The 18,449-nt window shown below is 68.8% G+C and carries 13 protein-coding genes; 10 read left to right on the top strand and 3 right to left on the bottom strand.

What is annotated here, in order from left to right; genetic code table 11:
• Positions 1 to 67: 67 nt before the first annotated feature.
• The 3 genes from BN3385_RS07165 to BN3385_RS07170 are packed head-to-tail and all read right to left on the bottom strand — an operon-like array spanning position 68 to position 1,378.
• A complete protein-coding gene (locus BN3385_RS07165) occupies positions 68 to 661 on the bottom strand; it encodes a DinB family protein (protein ID WP_059015868.1) in 594 nt (197 codons plus the stop codon).
• A gap of 15 nt (positions 662 to 676) precedes the next feature.
• Positions 677 to 841 (bottom strand): hypothetical protein, encoded by a 165-nt coding sequence (locus BN3385_RS28040; protein WP_156432617.1) that lies wholly within the window; start codon positions 839 to 841, stop codon positions 677 to 679.
• A 15-nt stretch (positions 842 to 856) separates the two neighbouring features.
• Positions 857 to 1,378: a DinB family protein gene (locus BN3385_RS07170; RefSeq protein WP_059015869.1), complete on the bottom strand. Its 522-nt coding sequence runs from the start codon at positions 1,376 to 1,378 to the stop codon at positions 857 to 859.
• Positions 1,379 to 1,439: 61 nt separating this feature from the next.
• Here BN3385_RS07170 and BN3385_RS07175 point away from each other — a divergent pair, with 61 nt between their 5' ends.
• From BN3385_RS07175 to BN3385_RS07220, 10 genes are all read left to right on the top strand, one after another.
• Positions 1,440 to 2,393 carry a helix-turn-helix transcriptional regulator gene (locus tag BN3385_RS07175; protein WP_059015870.1) on the top strand — a complete coding sequence of 318 codons (954 nt, stop codon included), beginning with the start codon at positions 1,440 to 1,442 and terminating at the stop codon, positions 2,391 to 2,393.
• 59 nt (positions 2,394 to 2,452) lie between these two features.
• A complete protein-coding gene (locus BN3385_RS07180; protein ID WP_059015871.1) occupies positions 2,453 to 6,628 on the top strand; it encodes a glycoside hydrolase family 38 N-terminal domain-containing protein in 4,176 nt (1,391 codons plus the stop codon).
• Positions 6,625 to 7,176 carry a DUF7158 domain-containing protein gene (locus BN3385_RS07185; protein WP_059015872.1) on the top strand — a complete coding sequence of 184 codons (552 nt, stop codon included), beginning with the start codon at positions 6,625 to 6,627 and terminating at the stop codon, positions 7,174 to 7,176. Before BN3385_RS07180 ends, BN3385_RS07185 begins: the two co-directional genes overlap by 4 nt.
• Positions 7,176 to 8,078 carry an ROK family protein gene (locus tag BN3385_RS07190; protein ID WP_059015873.1) on the top strand — a complete coding sequence of 301 codons (903 nt, stop codon included), beginning with the start codon at positions 7,176 to 7,178 and terminating at the stop codon, positions 8,076 to 8,078. The genes BN3385_RS07185 and BN3385_RS07190 overlap by 1 nt, the downstream gene beginning before the upstream one ends.
• A 245-nt stretch (positions 8,079 to 8,323) precedes the next feature.
• Positions 8,324 to 8,863, top strand: a complete 540-nt coding sequence (gene rplJ / locus BN3385_RS07195; RefSeq protein WP_059015874.1) for a 50S ribosomal protein L10 — start codon at positions 8,324 to 8,326, stop codon at positions 8,861 to 8,863.
• Between the two features lie 36 nt (positions 8,864 to 8,899).
• Positions 8,900 to 9,292, top strand: a complete 393-nt coding sequence (rplL, locus tag BN3385_RS07200; RefSeq protein ID WP_059015875.1) for a 50S ribosomal protein L7/L12 — start codon at positions 8,900 to 8,902, stop codon at positions 9,290 to 9,292.
• A 188-nt stretch (positions 9,293 to 9,480) separates the two neighbouring features.
• Positions 9,481 to 10,530, top strand: coding sequence for an ABC transporter ATP-binding protein (locus BN3385_RS07205; RefSeq protein ID WP_059015876.1), 1,050 nt, complete (start codon positions 9,481 to 9,483; stop codon positions 10,528 to 10,530).
• A gap of 26 nt (positions 10,531 to 10,556) precedes the next feature.
• On the top strand, positions 10,557 to 12,740 hold the full coding sequence (locus BN3385_RS07210; RefSeq protein WP_059015877.1) for a molybdopterin-dependent oxidoreductase: 2,184 nt from the start codon (positions 10,557 to 10,559) through the stop codon (positions 12,738 to 12,740).
• An 89-nt stretch (positions 12,741 to 12,829) separates the two neighbouring features.
• Positions 12,830 to 15,220: a hypothetical protein gene (locus BN3385_RS07215; RefSeq protein WP_059015878.1), complete on the top strand. Its 2,391-nt coding sequence runs from the start codon at positions 12,830 to 12,832 to the stop codon at positions 15,218 to 15,220.
• A gap of 99 nt (positions 15,221 to 15,319) precedes the next feature.
• Positions 15,320 to 18,427, top strand: a complete 3,108-nt coding sequence (locus tag BN3385_RS07220; RefSeq protein WP_059015879.1) for a lipocalin family protein — start codon at positions 15,320 to 15,322, stop codon at positions 18,425 to 18,427.
• Positions 18,428 to 18,449: the final 22 nt, after the last annotated feature.

The following is an 18,449-nucleotide window of genomic DNA, read 5'->3' on the forward strand; positions in this document are numbered from 1 at the left end:
CCCACTACCACCAATTTCACGGCAGCGCAGCGACGCCGGTCACACAGCCGAGTTTGCTGGCAGTGGCCTATTTCGGAGTCCAGGGCGTCAGCCACGGCTGGGGCTCCCAGTCCTCGACGGCCGCGACGAGTTCGTACATGGTGGCGCCGTCGATGCTCTCGCGAATGATGTCGGCGTGCCCGGCATGCCGGGCCAACTCGCTGATGACGTGCAGGAACACCCAGCGCACCGACCACGCGTCGACATCCTGCGGGAACCACGGCGCGTCGCGTGGCACCGGCACCGCGGCGTCGAGGTCGGCCGCGTCGATGAGCTCCAACGTGGACTCGCTCTGGCGGGCATAGACCTCGAGAACCTGCGTCAACGTCTCGTCGGGACGCATCACGTATTCGTCCTCGTACTCCTTCTGTCGCTCCTCGAAGGACCGCGTGTCGGCGGCCGGCTCGTTCGGGGCGGCCGCAACACGCTGCATCCAGCTGCGCTGCATCCCGGTGGCGTGTTTGATCAGGCCACCGACGGACAGCGCGCTGACGGTCGGGGTGGCCCGAGCCTGTTCGTCGGTCAGACCGTAGGCCACGGCGACGAACGCGCTCTGCTGGTAGGAGAGGAACTCGCGAAGGGCGTGGCGCTCGTCGCGGACGGGTCGGGCGAGGGTGGGCATGAGGAGCCTTCCTGTTCAGTGCGAGTGGGTGTACAGGTCTCGTAGACAAGCGATTTCGGCACCGTGATGGATCACCTCACGGTCGCCCGACCCGTCCGCGACGAGCGCGCTCTGCTGGTAGGAGAGGAACTCGCGCCGGGCGTGGCGCTCGTCGCGGACGGGTCGGGCGAGGGTGGGCATGAGGAGCCTTCCTGTTCAGTGCGAGTGGGTGTACAGGTCTCGTAGACAAGCGATTTCGGCACCGTGATGGATCACCTCACGGTTGATGTGCAGGATCAGTGCGGACATTGGGTGCTCGGAGTAGCCGCCTTCGGCGGGGCCGCACGGCCGGCCCAGATCATCCTCACTCAGCGAGCGGACACCGGCGATCCAATTCCGGTAGGCGTCATCGAGCTGGGCCAGCGCCGTAGGCGCGTTGGCGGCGTAGTGCCAACTCTGATAGTCGGCGGGGGGACCGCCGAAATGGGCGTGGTTGCGCATGGCGAGCACGCCGACGATGACGTGGGCCAGCCGCCACGCGATGGTGGTGAACGGTTCGGGCTGTGGTGGCGGGTACTGGAAGTCCACGGTGACCTGCCCCGGCCCGGGCCGGACCGTCCAGCAGTTCGCCACCGGCTCCCAGAAGTATTCGTCGTCGGTCAGGCCGTCCAGCCGCGGGCGCAGCTGCTGCTGCCAGTGCCAGTCGAGTTGGTCGGCGAGGTCGGTCGTCCAGATCATGTCACCACGCTGTCATCACTAGCGGACAATTTCTGTCCGCAGAGTGCGCGACACTGGGGGCATGGCGCAGACGACGAGCCGGGTGCTGCAGCTGCTGGGACTGCTGCAGTCGCGGCGGGTGTGGACGGGCCCGGAGCTGGCCGAGCGTCTCGGAGTGACGACGCGCAGCGTGCGCCGGGATGTGGAGCGTTTGCGTGACCTCGGTTATCCGGTGCACGCCAGCACCGGTCATGGCGGCGGCTATCAGCTGGGGGCCGGTGCCGCCCTGCCGCCGCTGCTGCTGGACTCCGACGAGGCGGTCGCCATGGCGGTGTGCTTGCGGCTGGCTGCCGGGGGCAGTGTCGCGGGCGTGGGGGAGGCCGCACTGCGCGCGCTGAGCAAGCTCGACCAGGTCATGCCGGCGCGGCTGCGCGCTCAGGTCGGGGCCCTGCGTGGCGCCACCGTCACCCTGACCCCGACCAGCGAGACCCCGGTGGACCCGGACGCCCTGATGACGCTGGCGCGGGCCTGCCGCGACCGTGAACACGTGGACGCCGAGTACGTCGACCGAGGCGGGGTGGGCAGCAGCCGCCGCCTGGAGCCCTACCAGTTGGTGACTACCGGGCGCCGCTGGTACCTGCTGGCGTACGACCGTGACCGCGAGGACTGGCGCAGTCTGCGCCTGGACCGGATGTCTGCCGTCCGCGCCCGGGGCACCACCTTCACCGCCCGCGACGCCCCCGACGCCGCGGACTACGTCAGCCGGGCGATCAGCGTCGCGCCCTATCGGTTCACTGCCACCGTGCGCTATCGCGCGCCCAAAGAGATTGTCGCCCAGCACTTCTCTCCGGCGTCAGTGACCATCACCGAGGACGGACCGGACGCCTGCGTCGTGCACACCGGCGCCGACGACCCGCAGCGGATAGCCCTGTACTTGGCGATGCCGGGAATCGCATTCGAGGTGCTCGGTGATCCCGAGGTTGCCGAGGCGGCGGCAGCGTCGGCGGCGTTGTTGGCAGCAGCGGTCAGACGCTGAGCTCACTGATCCTCGGCGTCTGGCCGCGCCGAGGGCCGTTGGCACCGTAGATTGGCCGCGTGCGTGTGACCTCCGCGGAATCGACGGAGCTGTTCGTCGGGCCTCCCGATGCGCCGCTACAGGTGGTACGGGTCGGCTATGAGGGTGCCACGGGTGCCGAGCTGGTCGAGGTCGACGGGGCCGGCCTGACCGGGCAGGCCACCGCGGTGGCCGGTGACGGGTTCATCGAGGTGCACGTCACCGTCGAGAACCCGGTGGTGGGGGAGCGGCGAGCGGCGCGGGCCGGTGAGGTCGCCTTCGAGTTCGTGGTGGCCGAGCCGGGCTGGACGATGTACATGATCAGCCACTTCCACTACGACCCGGTGTGGTGGAACACCCAGGCCGCCTACACCAGCGTGTGGCACGAGGACCCGCCCGGCCGCGCCAAGCAGAACAACGGATTCGCCTTGGTCGCCGCACATCTGGAGATGGCACGGCGCGATCCCGACTACAAGTTCGTGCTCGCCGAGGTCGACTACCTCAAACCTTATTTCGACACCCACCCCGAAGACCGGGCTGATCTGCGCCGGTTCGTCGCCGAGGGCCGCGTCGAGGTGATGGGCGGCACCTACAACGAACCGAACACGAACCTGACCGGCGCCGAGACATCGATCCGGAACTTTGTGCACGGCATCGGTTTTCAGCGCGACGTGCTGGGGGCTCACCCCGCGACCGCGTGGCAGCTCGACGTGTTCGGGCACGACCCGCAGTTTCCAGGGATGGCAGCCGACGCCGGCCTGACGTCGAGTTCGTGGGCCCGCGGCCCGCACCACCAGTGGGGCCCGATGGCCGGGGACGGCGATCCGCGGCGCATGCAGTTCAGCAGCGAATTCGAGTGGATCGCACCGTCCGGGCTGGGCCTGCTGACCCACTACATGCCCGCCCACTACTCCGCCGGGTGGTGGATGGATTCTTCGGCGACGCTGGAGGAAGCCGAACGAGCCACCTACGAACTGTTCGCCGGATTGAAGTCAGTGGCATTGACGCGCAACGTGTTACTTCCGGTCGGCACCGACTACACCCCGCCCAATGCCTGGGTCACCGAGATCCACCGCGACTGGAATGCCCGCTACACCTGGCCGCGATTCATCTGTGCGGTACCCAGCGAGTTCTTCGCGGCCGTGCGGGCCGAAACCGCGGCGCGCGGGATCGCGCCCTCGCCGCAGACCCGGGACATGAACCCGATCTATACGGGCAAGGACGTCTCCTACATCGACACCAAGCAGGCCAACCGCGCCGCGGAGGACGCGGTGCTGGGGGCGGAACGGTTCGCGGTGTTCGCCGCGTTGCTGACCGGGGCCCGCTACCCGGAGGCTGCGCTGGCCAAGGCGTGGGTGCAGTTGGCCTACGGTGCGCACCATGACGCGATCACCGGGTCGGAATCCGATCAGGTGTACCTCGACCTGTTGACGGGCTGGCGTGATGCCTGGGAGATCGGACGGGCAGCTCGTTCCGGTGCGCTGGCACTGTTGTCGCGTGCGGCGGCACCGTCGGACGGTTCACTGGTGGTGTGGAACCCGTTGGCGCACAACCGTACCGACATCGTCTCGGTGCGGCTGGACCAGCCGGTGAGCGGTGGTGTGACGGTGACGGACTCCGACGGTGTGCCCTCGCCCGCCGTGGTCTCCGACGACGGGCACGAGGTGAGCTGGCGGGCCACCGGCGTCGGGTCGGTGGGCTGGCGCACCTATCACCTGCGGGAAAGCGCGGTGTCCTCGTCGTGGGAGCCGGTGGCCGGCCATGAGATCGCCAACGAGCACCATCGCCTAGCGGTGGACCCCACCCGGGGCGGTGGGGTGTCCTCGCTGTACGACGTGGGCTCGGGGACCGAACTCATCGCACCCGGGCGAGTGGGTAATGAGCTGGCCGTCTACGACGAGTATCCGGCGCATCCGCAGGCTGGTGAGGGGCCCTGGCATCTGCTGCCCAAAGGTCCGGTCGTCTGCTCGTCGGCATTTACAGCCGATTCGGTGCAGGCCTATCGCAGCTCGCTTGGTGAGCGAATTGTGCTGCGCGGCAGCGTCGGAGACGAACTGCGCTACCGCCAGGTGCTGACCCTGTGGTACGGCATCGACCGGGTGGACTGCCGCACCACGATCGAGGAGTTCACCGGAGCCGACAAGCTGGTACGGCTGAGATGGCCCTGCCCGGTACCCGGTGCGCTGCCGGTCAGTGAAGTCGGTGACGCGGTGATCGGCCGCGGCTTCGGGCTGCTGCATGACCACGCCTCCGGTGAGGACCGCGCCGCGGACACCGCGGAGCACCCGTGGACGCTGGACAACCCGGCCCACGGCTGGTTCGGCTTGTCCTCGGCAGTGCGCGTGCGGGTGGGTGCCCACACCCAGGCGGTATCGGTCGCCGAAGTGGTCGCCCCCTCGGAAACCTCTGCGGCCGACGTGGCACGTGACCTCATGGTCGCCCTGGTGCGGGCCGGGGTGACCGCCACCTGCAGCAGCGCGCCACGTCCCCGCTACGGACACCTCGAGGTCGATTCCAACCTGCCCGATACCCGGATCGCGCTCGGCGGACCCGACGAGAACGCATTCACCGCAGCAGTTCTCGCGGCCGCCGACCACGCCTACACCGCCGAGATGCATCGGCAACTGGCCGCGGGCGGGCAGGCCAGGGTGTTCGTTCCCGCGTCCGTTCCGCTGGATCAGGTCTGGCAACCTGACGCCGACCTGCGCGATGTGCTGGCGCTTCCGGTGCTGATCGTGGCCGGGCATTGGGCAGGCGGGCTCGCCGACGCCGTCGCGGCCCTGGTCGACGATCTCGATGATGCGGAGATCACTGTCAGCCAGGATGTTCCCGGCGGGATGGGCGACTTCGCGGCGCGCACCGTCGCGTTGATCAATCGCGGGGTGCCGGGGTTCGCGGTCGAACCTGACCACACCTTGCACACCTCGCTGATGCGGTCCTGCACGGGATGGCCCTCGGGCGTGTGGATCGATCCGCCTCGGCGCACAGCACCGGACGGCTCGAACTTCCAGCTGCAGCACTGGACCCATGACTTCGACTTCGCGTTGGTGTCCGGAGGTGGTGACTGGCGGTCCAGCGACGTGCCTTCGCGCAGCGCCGAGTTCAACCACCCGCTGGTGGTGGTGTCGGCCGAGCACGCCACCGGTGTGCTGCCCCCGGACGGCTCGCTGCTGCGCGTGAAACCTGCCGGAGCGGCACACCTCGCCGCGCTCAAACCGGCGGGCAACCCGACCGCCGTCGGCAGTGCGGCCACCGTCGACCCCGCTGACGTGACGGTTCGGCTGGTCGAAACGCGAGGCAGGACCGCCGATGTCGAGATGACATCCGACGTCGGCTCCGTCTCGGGGATAGCGGCCGCCGATTTGCTCGAGGAGCGTCGCGACGGGGCGGATCTGAACTTGCACGGCTACCAGATCGCCACTCTGCGTGCGCGTCTGGACGTCCGGCCCGTCTTGGACGACGATGGCGCGACTCTGGCAACAGAAGCCGAAGAAGCCCAGCCGCTCTACGCCCGCTACTGGCTGCACAACCGGGGCCCGGCGCCGTTGGGCGGCCTGCCGGCCGTCGCGCATCTGCACCCCGAGACGGTGGTCGCGGAGGCCGGCGAGACGATCCGCCTGCGTCTCACCGTGGCCAGCGACTGCAGCGACAAGACGGTGAAAGGGTCTGTGCGGCTTCGGCTTCCGCGAGGATGGAAGGCCGAATCTGCGGAGTTCACATTCGAGCTGCCGCCGCGCGGACATGACGCCTTCGACGTGGTTGTGGTCGTACCCGCCGGCGCCAAGCCGGGCGACTACCCGGTGCGCGCCCAATTGACGGTGCGCGGCAGGGTGCCGTCCGCGTGGCGGCAAACCGTCGAGGACGTCTGCGTGGTGACGGTCGGGGGACAACCCGGTGGGGAACTCCTGCGACTGGCCGCCGAACCCGCGGACGTGATCGTCGCTCCCGGGCAGCGCGCCAGGTTGGCCGTCGCAGTCGAGTCCCTCGCACGCGGCGACCTTGCTCTGGAGGCCCATCTGATCAGTCCGTGGGGAACCTGGGAGTGGATCGGTCCCGCGGTGCGCGGGGCCGTGCTGCGTGCCGGATCGACTCTCGAGATCGAGTTCGACGTGGCGCCGCCGCCGGGCCAGCAGCCCGGCCACTGGTGGGCGTTGGTCCGGATCGGCTGCGCCGGACGGCTGCTCTACACACCGGCGGTGGGGGTGACGGTCCGATGACCGTGGCAGCCACCGTCGCGGGCGAGCCAGTCGACGTCAGGGATATCGATGCCCGCGAAGCGACCCTGCGCGGCGCGCCCCAGGTCGCCGCGCTACCGCGCCCCGGCACCAGCGAGGGCCGGCAGTTGCGCCGCTGGCTCACCCAGTTGCTGGTGACCGAGCGCGTCATCGCGCGCGAGGCCCAGAGGCTGGGCGTGGCTGTCGACCGCGTCACCCCGACCGAGGACAGCCTGCTGCCGGATCTCACGGCGCGACTGGAGATCGGCAGCATCACCGCCGCCGCACTGGCCGAGCCCCTGGGGCGGGCGGTGTTCGTTCATGTCACCGCGCACGTCGACGTCACCGACACCGATGTCACCGACTACGAACGCCGAAACCCTGGCCGGTTCCCGAGCCGCGACGACCTCGCCGCGCACCTGCGTGCAGCAGCCCGCCGCCGCGCCTTCCGGCTGTGGCTGGCCTCGCGCACCGCCGAACTGGTCTGGCTGGCACCCGGCTACGAACATCCTGGCGACCCTCGTCAACCCGACAACACCCACAAACACTGATGGCCGACACTCTGGTTCTCGACATCGGCGGCACCAAGATCGCCGCGGGCCTGGTCGACTCCGACGGGCAGCTGACTTTCCAGACCCGCGAACCCACGCCGCACTCCACGGACGCCGACGTGGTGTGGCGGGCCGCGCAGCGCACGATCACCGCGACGCTGCACCAGGCGGGCGGATCGGTGGCCGGGGTCGGGATCTCGTCGGCCGGCCCGATTCACCTCCCGGACGGAACCATCAGCCCGATCAACATCCCGGCCTGGCGCGGCTTCCCGGTCCGCGACCGGGTTTCCGCCGCGGTCCCAGGGGTTCCGGTACGCCTGGCCGGTGACGGGGTGTGCATGGCGCTCGGCGAGCATTGGCGCGGCGCCGGGCAGGACGCAGAATTCATGCTCGGCATGGTCGTCTCCACCGGCATCGGCGGCGGACTGGTCCTCGACGGGGCTCCGTATGACGGCCGGACAGGCAACGCGGGCCACGTCGGGCACGTCATCGTCGACCCCCAGGGCCCGCCCTGCAGCTGCGGCGCGCGGGGCTGTGTCGAGGCGATCGCCAGCGGGCCGCATCTGGCGGCCTGGGCGCAGGACCAGGGCTGGGCCGGTGCCGACGCCAAGGAGCTTGCCGAGGCCGCCGCCGGCGGGGACGCGATTGCGCTGCGGGCGTTCCGGCGGGGTGCGACGGCGATCGCGGCGATGATCGCGTCCGTCGGGGCGACCTGCGATCTGGACCTGGTGGTGATCGGCGGGGGAGTGGCCAAGGCCGGGCCGGTGCTCTTCGAACCGCTGACCGCCGCACTGCACACCTATGCCCGGCTGGACTTCATCGCCGGGCTGCAGGTGGTGCCGGCCGCGCTCGGTGGTGACGCGGGTTTGGTCGGCGCGGCCGCGCTGCTGCGGGAGGGGTAACCCCGCGAGCCCTCCTGGGGCGTTTTGGCTGATCGTGGGGGATCAGGCTATTCTTGACCCGTTCCACCGAAGACCGTCGGTCACCGAGCAATCGGTTGAAGGTCCTGGACATCCAGGCGGCCCACGCAGGAGGACGAGGCTTGACCGTTGTTTACCTGCGGTTTTTCTGCGCCCCGGCCCATCTGCGCCGGGGCGTTCGTCTGTTCAAGGCCCTCCGGCGGTGTAACCACCACAAGGAGGCATGTATGGCCAAGGCTGACAAAGCCACCGCGGTTGCCGACATTGCCGAACAGTTCAAGGCCTCAACGGCCACCGTTGTCACCGAGTATCGCGGTCTGAGCGTGGCCAGCCTGGCCGAGCTCCGTCGCTCGCTGGCCGGTAACGCCACCTATACGGTCGCCAAGAACACGCTGGTCAAGCGTGCCGCGGCTGAAGCCGGCATCGAGGGCATCGACGAACTGTTCGCCGGTCCGACCGCTATCGCGTTCGTCAACGGCGAGCCCGTGGACGCTGCCAAGGCGATCAAGAAGTTCGCCAAGGACAACAAGGCCCTCGTCATCAAGGGCGGCTACATGGACGGCCGCCCGCTGACTCTGGCCGAGGTCGAGAAGATCGCCGACCTCGAGTCCCGCGAGGTCCTGCTGGCGCGCGTCGCCGGCGCTCTGAAGGCAAAGCAGGCCCAGGCCGCAGCGCTGTTCGCAGCGCCCGCGTCCCAGGTCGCGCGCCTTGCTGCGGCTCTTCAGGAGAAGAAGGCCGCAGAGGGTTCGGCAGAACCCGCCGCCTGATCAACCACCACCAACCCATAAAGAAAAGGAACCACCATGGCAAAGCTGTCCACCGAAGAACTGCTCGACGCGTTCAAGGAACTGACCCTGCTCGAGCTCTCTGAGTTCGTGAAGGCCTTCGAGGAGACCTTCGACGTCACCGCCGCTGCTCCGGTCGCCGTTGCCGCCGCCCCGGGTGCCGCTGCCGGCGCTCCGGCCGAGGCCGCCGAGGAGCAGTCGGAATTCGACGTCATCCTCGAGGGTGCCGGCGACAAGAAGATCGGCGTCATCAAGGTCGTCCGCGAGATCGTCTCCGGCCTGGGCCTGAAGGAAGCCAAGGATCTGGTCGACGGCGCTCCCAAGCCGCTGCTGGAGAAGGTCGCCAAGGAGGCCGCCGAGGACGCCAAGGCCAAGCTCGAGGCCGCCGGCGCCACGGTCACCGTCAAGTAGTTTCTGCCTTCACGAATCCCCCGCGGGCCACTGTGCCCGCGGGGGATTTAGTTGCATCGGGCGCAATGTGCACAGCTCGATCACGGGTAGGTACACAAACTGAGTGGGCGCTAACCTGGTGCGCTACAGTGACTCAAACCACAGGCCGTCGAGCCAGTGGTACACCGGTGTGGGCGGAAGGATCTCGCGTGGGCATTGCTATTCAGGTCGAGGGATTGACCAAGTCGTTCGGATCTCAGCGAATCTGGGAGGACGTAACGCTTGATATCCCCGCGGGTGAGGTCAGCGTGCTGCTCGGTCCGTCCGGTACCGGTAAGTCGGTGTTCCTGAAGTCGCTGATCGGTCTGCTGCGCCCCGAGCGCGGCAAGATCATCGTCGACGGCACGGACATCATCCAGTGCTCGGCCAAGGAGCTCTACGAGATCCGCACGCTGTTCGGCGTCATGTTCCAGGACGGCGCGCTGTTCGGCTCGATGAACATTTTCGACAACACCGCCTTCCCCCTTCGTGAGCACACGAAGAAGAAGGAAAGCGAGATCCGCCAGATCGTCATGGAGAAGCTCGACATGGTCGGCCTCGGCGGTGACGAGAACAAGTTCCCCGGCGAGATCTCCGGCGGTATGAAGAAGCGTGCCGGTCTGGCCCGCTCGCTGGTGCTCGACCCGCAGATCATCCTCTGCGACGAGCCGGACTCCGGTCTGGACCCGGTGCGTACCGCCTACCTGAGCCAGCTGCTCATCGACATCAATGCCCAGATCGACGCCACGATCCTGATCGTGACCCACAACATCAACATCGCCCGCACGGTGCCCGACAACATGGGCATGCTTTTCCGCAAGCACCTGGTCATGTTCGGTCCCCGCGAGGTGCTGCTGACCAGTGACGAGCCCGTCGTCAAGCAGTTCCTCAACGGCCGCCGTATCGGCCCGATCGGTATGTCGGAAGAGAAGGACGAGTCGACGATGGCCGAGGAGCAGGCGTTGGCCGACGCCGGCCACCACGACGGCGGCGTCGAAGAGATCGAAGGCGTGCCGCCGCAGATCCAGGCCACCCCTGGTCTGCCCGAGCGCCAGGCTGTGATCCGTCGTCAGGCCCGGGTGCGTCAGATCCTGCACACGCTGCCGCCGGCCGCTCAGCAGGCGATCCTCGACGACCTGGAAGGCACCCACAAGCTGCCGACCCACACCTTCGCGGGCGAGCCGGCCCACGCCTCGCACGCCGAGGACAGCACCAGCTGAACCCCAGCGCGTAGAACAGCGGGAGGATGACCGGCACCCAGCACACGCTGACGTTCTGCCGCATCTGCGAGCCGCTGTGCGGCATGGTCGCGACCGTCGAAGACGGCAAGCTGGTTGCGCTGCGCCCTGACAAAGACCACCCGGTCTCGCAGGGTTTCGCCTGCCCGAAGGGCATCGCGTTCGCCGAGCTGCACAACGACCCGGACCGGGTGACCACCCCACTGCGCAAACGTCGGGACGGCGCGTTCGAACCGGTCAGCTGGGATGCGGCGATGTCCGATATCGCCGCCCGGCTTGCCGACATCCACCGCCGGCACGGCGCCGGTGCGCTCGGCTGGTACTTCGGCAACCCCGGTGCGTTCAGCTACTCCCACCAGCTGTGGCTCAACGTCCTGCTGCTCGGCTTGGGGTTGAAGTCGCACTTGTTCACCGCCGGCTCCCAGGACATCAACAACCGGTTCGTCGCCAGCCAGCTGCTCTACGGCTCCCCGCTGGCAATCCCGGTGCCCGACGTGCTGCGCACCGACTTCCTCGTCGTTATCGGCGCCAACCCGATCGTGTCGCATGGCAGCGCCGTCACCGCGCCGCGGATCCGCGACAAGATGCACGACATCGTCAAACGCGGTGGCCGCGTCCTGGTCATCGACCCCCGCAAGACCGAGACCGCGTCCCAGTTCGAGTGGCTGGGGATCGTGCCGGACGGGGACGCCTACCTGCTGCTGTCGCTGCTGCAGGTGATGCTTGCCGAGAACCTCTCTGACCGCGCCGCGATCGACGCACAGGCCGACGGGCTGGACTGGCTCGAGCGGCTGGCTGCCCCGTTCACCCCCGAGGCCACCGAGCCGTACACCGGCATCGCCCCGGACACCGTCCGGGCGCTGGCCCGCGATCTCGTCGCCACCCCGCGCGCAGCGGTGTACGGCCGCCTGGGCACCAGCGTCGGCCGGCACGGCACCTTGACCACCTACCTTCTCGACGCCGTCAACCTGGTCGCGGGCAACCTCGACCGGCCGGGCGGGTCGATGTTCGGCACGTTCGGCATGCCCGGAGAACGCTGGCTGATGAAGGGCGCGGCCGGCGCGCTGCGACTGTTGTATCGCCGTAAGCGCTCCCGGATCGGCGGATTCCCGTCGGTGCTGCTCTCCGAGCCGGCCGGCATCATGGCCAAGGAGATCGCCACACCCGGGCCCGGTCAGGTGCGGGCACTGTTCGTCAGCGCCGGCAATCCGGTGCTGTCCGTGCCCAACGGTGAGGAGCTCGTCGCCGCGATGCGCGGCCTCGAACTGTCCGTCGCGATCGACCTGTACGTCAGCGAAACCGCCGCACAGTGTGACTACGTGCTCCCGGCCACCACGATGTACGAACGCGACGATTTCCCGCTGCCGTTCCAGATCCTGCAGCCCACGCCGTTCCGCCAAGCCACCGAGGCCGTCGTGGCACCCGCCGGCGACGCTCGCCCGGAGTGGGCGATCATCGACGAACTGAGCCGCCGGCTGGCCGACCGCACCGTCGCGCTGCGCGCCCTCGAGGTCACTCGAAAAGCTCTGGGCCTCTTCGGTTTACGCCTGACTCCGCGGCTGGTGGCCGACGCCGTGATCCGGCTCGGGGCCGGTGGGGACCGGTTCGGCCTGAACCGCGGTGGTCTGACCTTCCGCAGGCTGGCCCGGGACAACCCGCACGGCGTCGTGCTCGCGCCGAACCTCACGGCCGGAGTCCTTTCGCGGGTGGTGGTCTACCGCGGCGCCAGGATGCGGCTGGTGCACGACGGCATCGCCGCCGAGATCCGGGCGCTGCGGCACCGCAGCGACCCGGACGGCTACCCGCTGCGGCTGATTGGCATGCGCGAACTGCGCTCGGAGAACTCGTGGATGCACAACGTTCCGTTGCTGATGCGCGGCGAGCGGGTGCAGAGCGCCCTGATGCACGTCGACGATGCCGCTGACCTGAAGCTCAGCGACGGCGACCGGATCCGGGTGCGGTCCCCGTACGGCGAGATCGAACTGCCCGTCATCGTCACCAAAGATCTCGTCGCCGGTGTCATCGCCATCCCGCACGGCTGGGGGCACAGTGGCACCGGCGGCTGGAGCACCGCCAACAACGCCGGCGGTGCCAACGTCAATCACTTGATGTCGAGCGCGCCGGAGGACCTCGAGCCGCTGGCCGGGATGGCGCGGCTGACCGGAGTGCCGGTCGCGGTGGCCCGCGCCTGAATCCGCGCCGCAGACACAATTCAGCTAAATCGGCGTCGGCCACCCGCCCCCTTCGATACGGTGTGCCGGACCGAGGGAGGGGCGGCCGGGTGCGCGTAAACCGACGGGTCTGGTGGGGGACTGCAACAGTCTTCCTCGGGCTCGGTGCGGCACTGCTGGCCGGCGCGGGCGCCGCTTCGGCGGACAGCGACGGCACCGGCGGCAGCGGCCGTCACGCCGATAGCTCGTCGTCGCAGCCGGCGGCGTCACCCTCGTCGAACGCCACCTCGACGGCGACCGCGGGTAAGCGCCGTGCGGCACCGGCTGCGGTGGTCTCGGGCGCGCGCGTCGACGCCACCGAGGCAGCCGTACCCACCGCCACCACTGCTTCCGCCGCCACGTCCACCGGCCGAAGCGCCCGCGCCGCCCTGCTCGGCGCACCCGCCCGGACAACCTCGACCGCCAGCCCGGCCACCGCACAGACCGTCGATAACAGCAACCGCAGCCTCGCCGCCGTCACCGCCCCGCCCGCCACCAACGGGGTCACCGGCGTCAAAGTGGGTCACTCGACGCTGAGCATCCCGGCCGGGTCGACGTCCTATGACGCCCCGGCGGACTGGTATCTGCCGACCCAGGCCGACGGCAGCGTGCAGGCCAACGGCGTCATCTGGCTCCAGCACGGCTTCCTGGCCGACAAGATGTTCTACTCGGCGCTGGCCACCACCTTGGCGCAGCAGACCAACAGCATCGTCGTCGCGCCGACGCTGCCGTCGTTCCCGTCGCTGCGCTGCCCGGGCTGCACGCTCTACGGCGTCCCGCTGCAACAGGGGGCGGCCAGCATGTTCACCGGTGACCGGGCGGCACTCACCATCTCGGCCAACGCCGCCGGGTACAACGGCGCCCTGCCCGAGGACTTCGTGCTGGCCGGGCATTCCGCGGGCGGCGGCTGGTCGGTGTCGGTGGGCGGCTACTACATCGACAGCCTGCAACCGAACGAGACCAACCATCTTCTCGGCGTGGTCATGTACGACGGCGTGAACATGAACGGCACGCTGCCGCAGGCGATCACCAGCCTCGATACCCGCGACATACCCGTCTATCAGATCGCCGCACCGGCCCAGACCTGGAATGCCTTCGGCGTGACCACCGACGAACTGGTGGCATTGCGCCCCGACCAGTTCGTCGGCGCCGTGCTCGTCAACGGCTCGCATGTCGACTCGATGCTCGGGTCCAACCCGCTGATCGACGTCTCCGCCCAGCTCGTGACACAGTGGTCGGCCCCGGGCAACACCCAGGCGACCTACACCCTGAGCACCGGCTGGATCAACGACTTCTACGCCGGGGCCGGCCCCGACGCCCCGATCTACGGCCTGTACGGGGACGCGGGCCAGCCGATCATCATGGGTGACACCGCCGCGGTGGTGCTGCCCACCCCGATCGCCAATTCGCTGGGTCCCCTGGAACAGCTGATGCGAGCCTGGACCGCCGTCGTCCTGCCCCTGATCTTCGGTGGATCGGTCCCCACGGCGACGCCGGTGGCCAGCACCGACACGGTGACGGCGCTGGCGTCCACCCCGCTGCCCAACGGGGTCACCGGGGTGAAGACCGGCCACTCGACCTTGACCATCCCGGTCGGCACGAGTTCCTGCACCGCCCCGGTGGACTGGTACTTCCCCACGTCGGCCGACGGCAGCATCAACGCCAGCGGGCTCATCTATTTCCAGCACGGTGGTCCGCTTTTCGGTGGTCTGTACTCGTCGCTGGCGATGTCACTGGCCCAGCAGACCAACAGCATCGTGGTGGTTCCCACGCTCGTGGCGTTCCGGCTTCCGTTCTGCACGTCCTGCCTGTTCGGGGACACCCCCACCCAGGAAGGCGTGGCACAGCTGTTCCTCGGTGACCGGGCCGCGCTGAACATCAGCGCCAACCAGGCGGGCTACACCGGGACCCTGCCCGAACCGTTCGTCCTGAGCGGGCACTCGCACGGCGGCGAAGTGGCGGTTCTGTCCGCCCAGGATTACGAGGAGCATCTGGCGCCGGGCGCCACCGACGAACTGCTGGGTGTGGTGATGTTCGACGGTGTGGCTCCCAACCCGGACGGGTTCCGCAACGCCTTGGAATCGCTGCACGGCAAGCCGGTGTACGAGATCTCCTCGCCGCCGTCGATGTGGAACAACAACAACCAGGCCGCCAACGAGCTGATCGCCGACCGTCCCGGCGAATTCGTCGGCTTTCAGATCGTCAACGGGGTCCACTTCGACTCGATGGTGGGCTCCCACCCGTTGTACGACGCCCTCGTGCAACTGGTCAGCGGATGGTCGCAGCCGGGCAACACCGCGGCCGTCTACACCCTGGCCAACGGATGGATCAACGACTTCTACGCCGGCGCCGGACCGAGTGATCCGCAGTACGGCTACTACGGTGCGGCGGGCCAGGCGGTCATCTTCGGTCAGGCCGCCGGGATCGTGCTGCCGACGCAGCCGGCCTACGCCGCGGTCTGACGAACTTATGACGTGTCCGTAGCGGACAACGCGTTTTGTGTACCGAATGCCCTTGACATGAGTACGTTTTCGAAAACGTCAATAGAGAGGCTGGGGCGGATGGCTGAACGGCGCGTCTTGTTGGGCACGAGTGCAGTGGTCGTCGGATTGGGTGCGGCGCTGCTGGCCGGTTCCGGAGCGGCGCACGCCGACGGCACCGACGACGGCTCGGGTAACCAGCAGGCGTCCAGCGGTTCCTCGTCCTCGAGTGGCAAGTCCACCGGCGGCAGCAAGCGCGCATCGAAGGCGGCGACGGGGTCCAAGACATCGTCGACCGCGGACCGCAAATCGTCGAAGTCGTCCGTCGACGCCCAGACCACGAAGGTGACGACGCCGTCGACCACCAAGACCGCCACCGAGGCGGACGCCGACCAGACCGCCGCCCCCGCCGCGAGCGTCGGCAGCGCAGAGTCGACGGCCGATGCGGTGGACACCGTCGCCGCCACCGCACCCCAGAGCGTCCCGGTGTCGGTGGCGGTCGGGACGTCGCGGCGGGCCGCGCTCGCCGCCGCGCGCCAGGCGCAGATCGATCAGATCATCGCCTCGGCCGGCACCGTGACCGCCAGCGCCGCCAACACCGCCGCTCCCGCCTCGGGCCTGCTGGCCACCGCGATGCTCAACCTGCTCTCCGGGCTCGGCGTGGCACCCAAGACCGCGGCGTCCACCACCGAGACCACAGCACTCGTGGCGAACTCCTCGGTGCTGCTGCCCAACGGCTCCAACGGCGTCACCGGCGTCCAGATCGGGCACTCCAGACTTGAGCTCCCCGGCGCCTTCATCGGCCAGACCGTCGCCGCTGACTGGTACTTCCCGACCCAGGCTGACGGCACGGTCGACGCCCAGGGCGTGATCTGGCTGCAGCACGGATTCGGCGCAACCAACACGTTCTACTCGGCGCTGGCCCAGAACCTCGCGAAGCAGACCAACAGCATCGTGGTCTCGCCGACCCTGTCGTCCATTCCGATCACCTTCTCCGGCGGCTGCCTCACCTGCGAGCTGACTCAGTTGGACGCCGCAGCGCTGCTCGGCCCCAACCGGGCCACCCTGCTGGCCAGCGCCACAGCTGCCGGGTTCACCGGCACCGCGCTGCCGGAGAAGTTCGTGCTCACCGGGCACTCCGCGGGCGGCGGTTTCGCCACCGCGGTCGCCGATGACTACCTCAACGGCAACGACGCCCAGTACGACCCCAACGACTTGATCGGCGTGATCATGTTCGACGGCGTCTCCAACGGCTCACTTGACGGGTCGTTCGCCAACCAGGTGGCCGCGCTGGCAGCGGCGAACAAGCCGGTCTACCAGATCGCCGCCCCGGCGCAGAGCTGGAACCTGTTCGGCGCAACGACAAACGTGCTGGCGGCCACGGTCACCGACCAGTTCATCGGCGTCGTCCTGCAGGGCGGCTCGCATGTCGACTCCATGCTCGGCGTCAACCCGCTGTTCGACTTCGTCCTGCAACTGGTGACCAAGGCGGTGCCGGCCGGTAACACCGAGGCCGTCTACACGCTCACCGACGGCTGGATCAACGACATGTATGTCGGCGCCACCCCGGAGGCCCCGCAGTACGGCCTGTACGCCGCGTCGAACCAGCAGATCATCATGGGCCCGACCGCAGCCATCGGTCTGCCCGCCGCCGAGGCCAACCAGCTGTCGTTCGGCGACTACATCGTCAAGGCGCTCATCGACACTGTCGGCGGAATCTTCGGGTTCCAGCTGCCGACGCCGGTCAACAGCGGCGACAACGGGCTGGACCCCAACACGCCTGTCGCCACCGTCGGCAACGGTGTCACCGGCGTGCGCACCGGGTCGTCCGTGCTCGACATCCCCGCGGGGGAGAACGGGTACGCCGCACCGGCCGACTGGTATTTCCCGACCCAGGCCGACGGCACCGTGCAGGCCAACGGTGTCATCTGGCTCCAGCACGGCTTCCTGGGCTTCAAGGACTGGTACGCCGACATGGCCCAGGACCTGGCGCAGCAGACCAACAGCATCGTGGTGGTGCCGAACATCTTCTGGTTCGACACCCCGCTGTGCCCCGGTTGCTACCTCGGCGGCGCCGTGATGCGCGAAGCCGTCGCCTCGATGTTCCAGGACAGCCGCTCGGCGCTGAACGTCAGCGCCAACGCCGCCGGCTTCCAGGGCGTGCTGCCGGAGAAGTTCCTGCTCACCGGGCATTCGGCAGGCGGTAACTTCGCCACCGCCGTCGGCGCCCTGATCACCGAGACCGACCAGGTCGACAACCTCCTCGGCGTGGTGATGTTCGACGGCGTCTCGCGCAACCCGCTGTTCACCGACTCGCTGACCGCGCTGGAGGCCGCCGGCATCCCGGACTACCAGATCGCCGCACCGCCGCAGCGCTGGAACGCCTTCGGCGTGGCCACCGAACTGATGCAGCTGTTCTACGGCGACCAGTTCTACGGCGTCCAGATCGACAACGGCTCGCACACCGACGTCATCCAGGGCAACAACCTGTTCGCCTGGCTCGGGGAGATCGCCAGCGCGATCATCGTCCGGCCGTCGCCGCCGGGAGCCAAGGACGCGGTGCGCACCTTCGCCTCCGGCTGGATCAACGACATCTACGCCGGCAAGGGCCCGACCGATCCGCTGTACGGCACCTATGGACCCTCGGGTGCCTACACCGGCGTGAACCAGCCCATCGTGCTGGGCCCGGCCGGGGCCACCACGCTGCCCGCCCCGCCGCCGGTGGACGTCACCGAGTACGCCAACGGCCAGCCCTGGTACGAGCAGGGCAGTGTGAAGCTGCCGTTCGCGTGGGGTCTGGTCAACACCACCGCCGTCTATACCCTCAACCCGGACGGCACGGTGAAGGTGCAGAACTCGGGCAACTACTTCGGCCCGAACGGTCCGGCGACCCAGATCACCGGCACCGCGGTGTCGGTGAACCCGGCCTTCAACACCCGGCTTGATGTGGGCTTCTTCGGCAGCACACCGAGCGGCGCCGAACCCGGCAACTACTGGATCCTGGACTACGAACCCAACTACCAGTGGGTGATCGTCAGCGATCCCACCAGCTTCTCCGGCTACATCCTGACCCGGAGCAAGACGATCACCGAGGCGCAGTACGACAGCCTCGTCACGCGGGCCCGCCAGCTCGGTGTGTGGGGGCCGATCACCCGGACTCAGCAATACCCGGACCCGGTCTGGCCCTGAGCGCGGCAGGGGAAGTTTTCCA

The sequence above is a fragment of the Mycobacterium sp. M26 genome (genome assembly GCF_001494595.1).
Lineage (GTDB): Bacteria > Actinomycetota > Actinomycetes > Mycobacteriales > Mycobacteriaceae > Mycobacterium.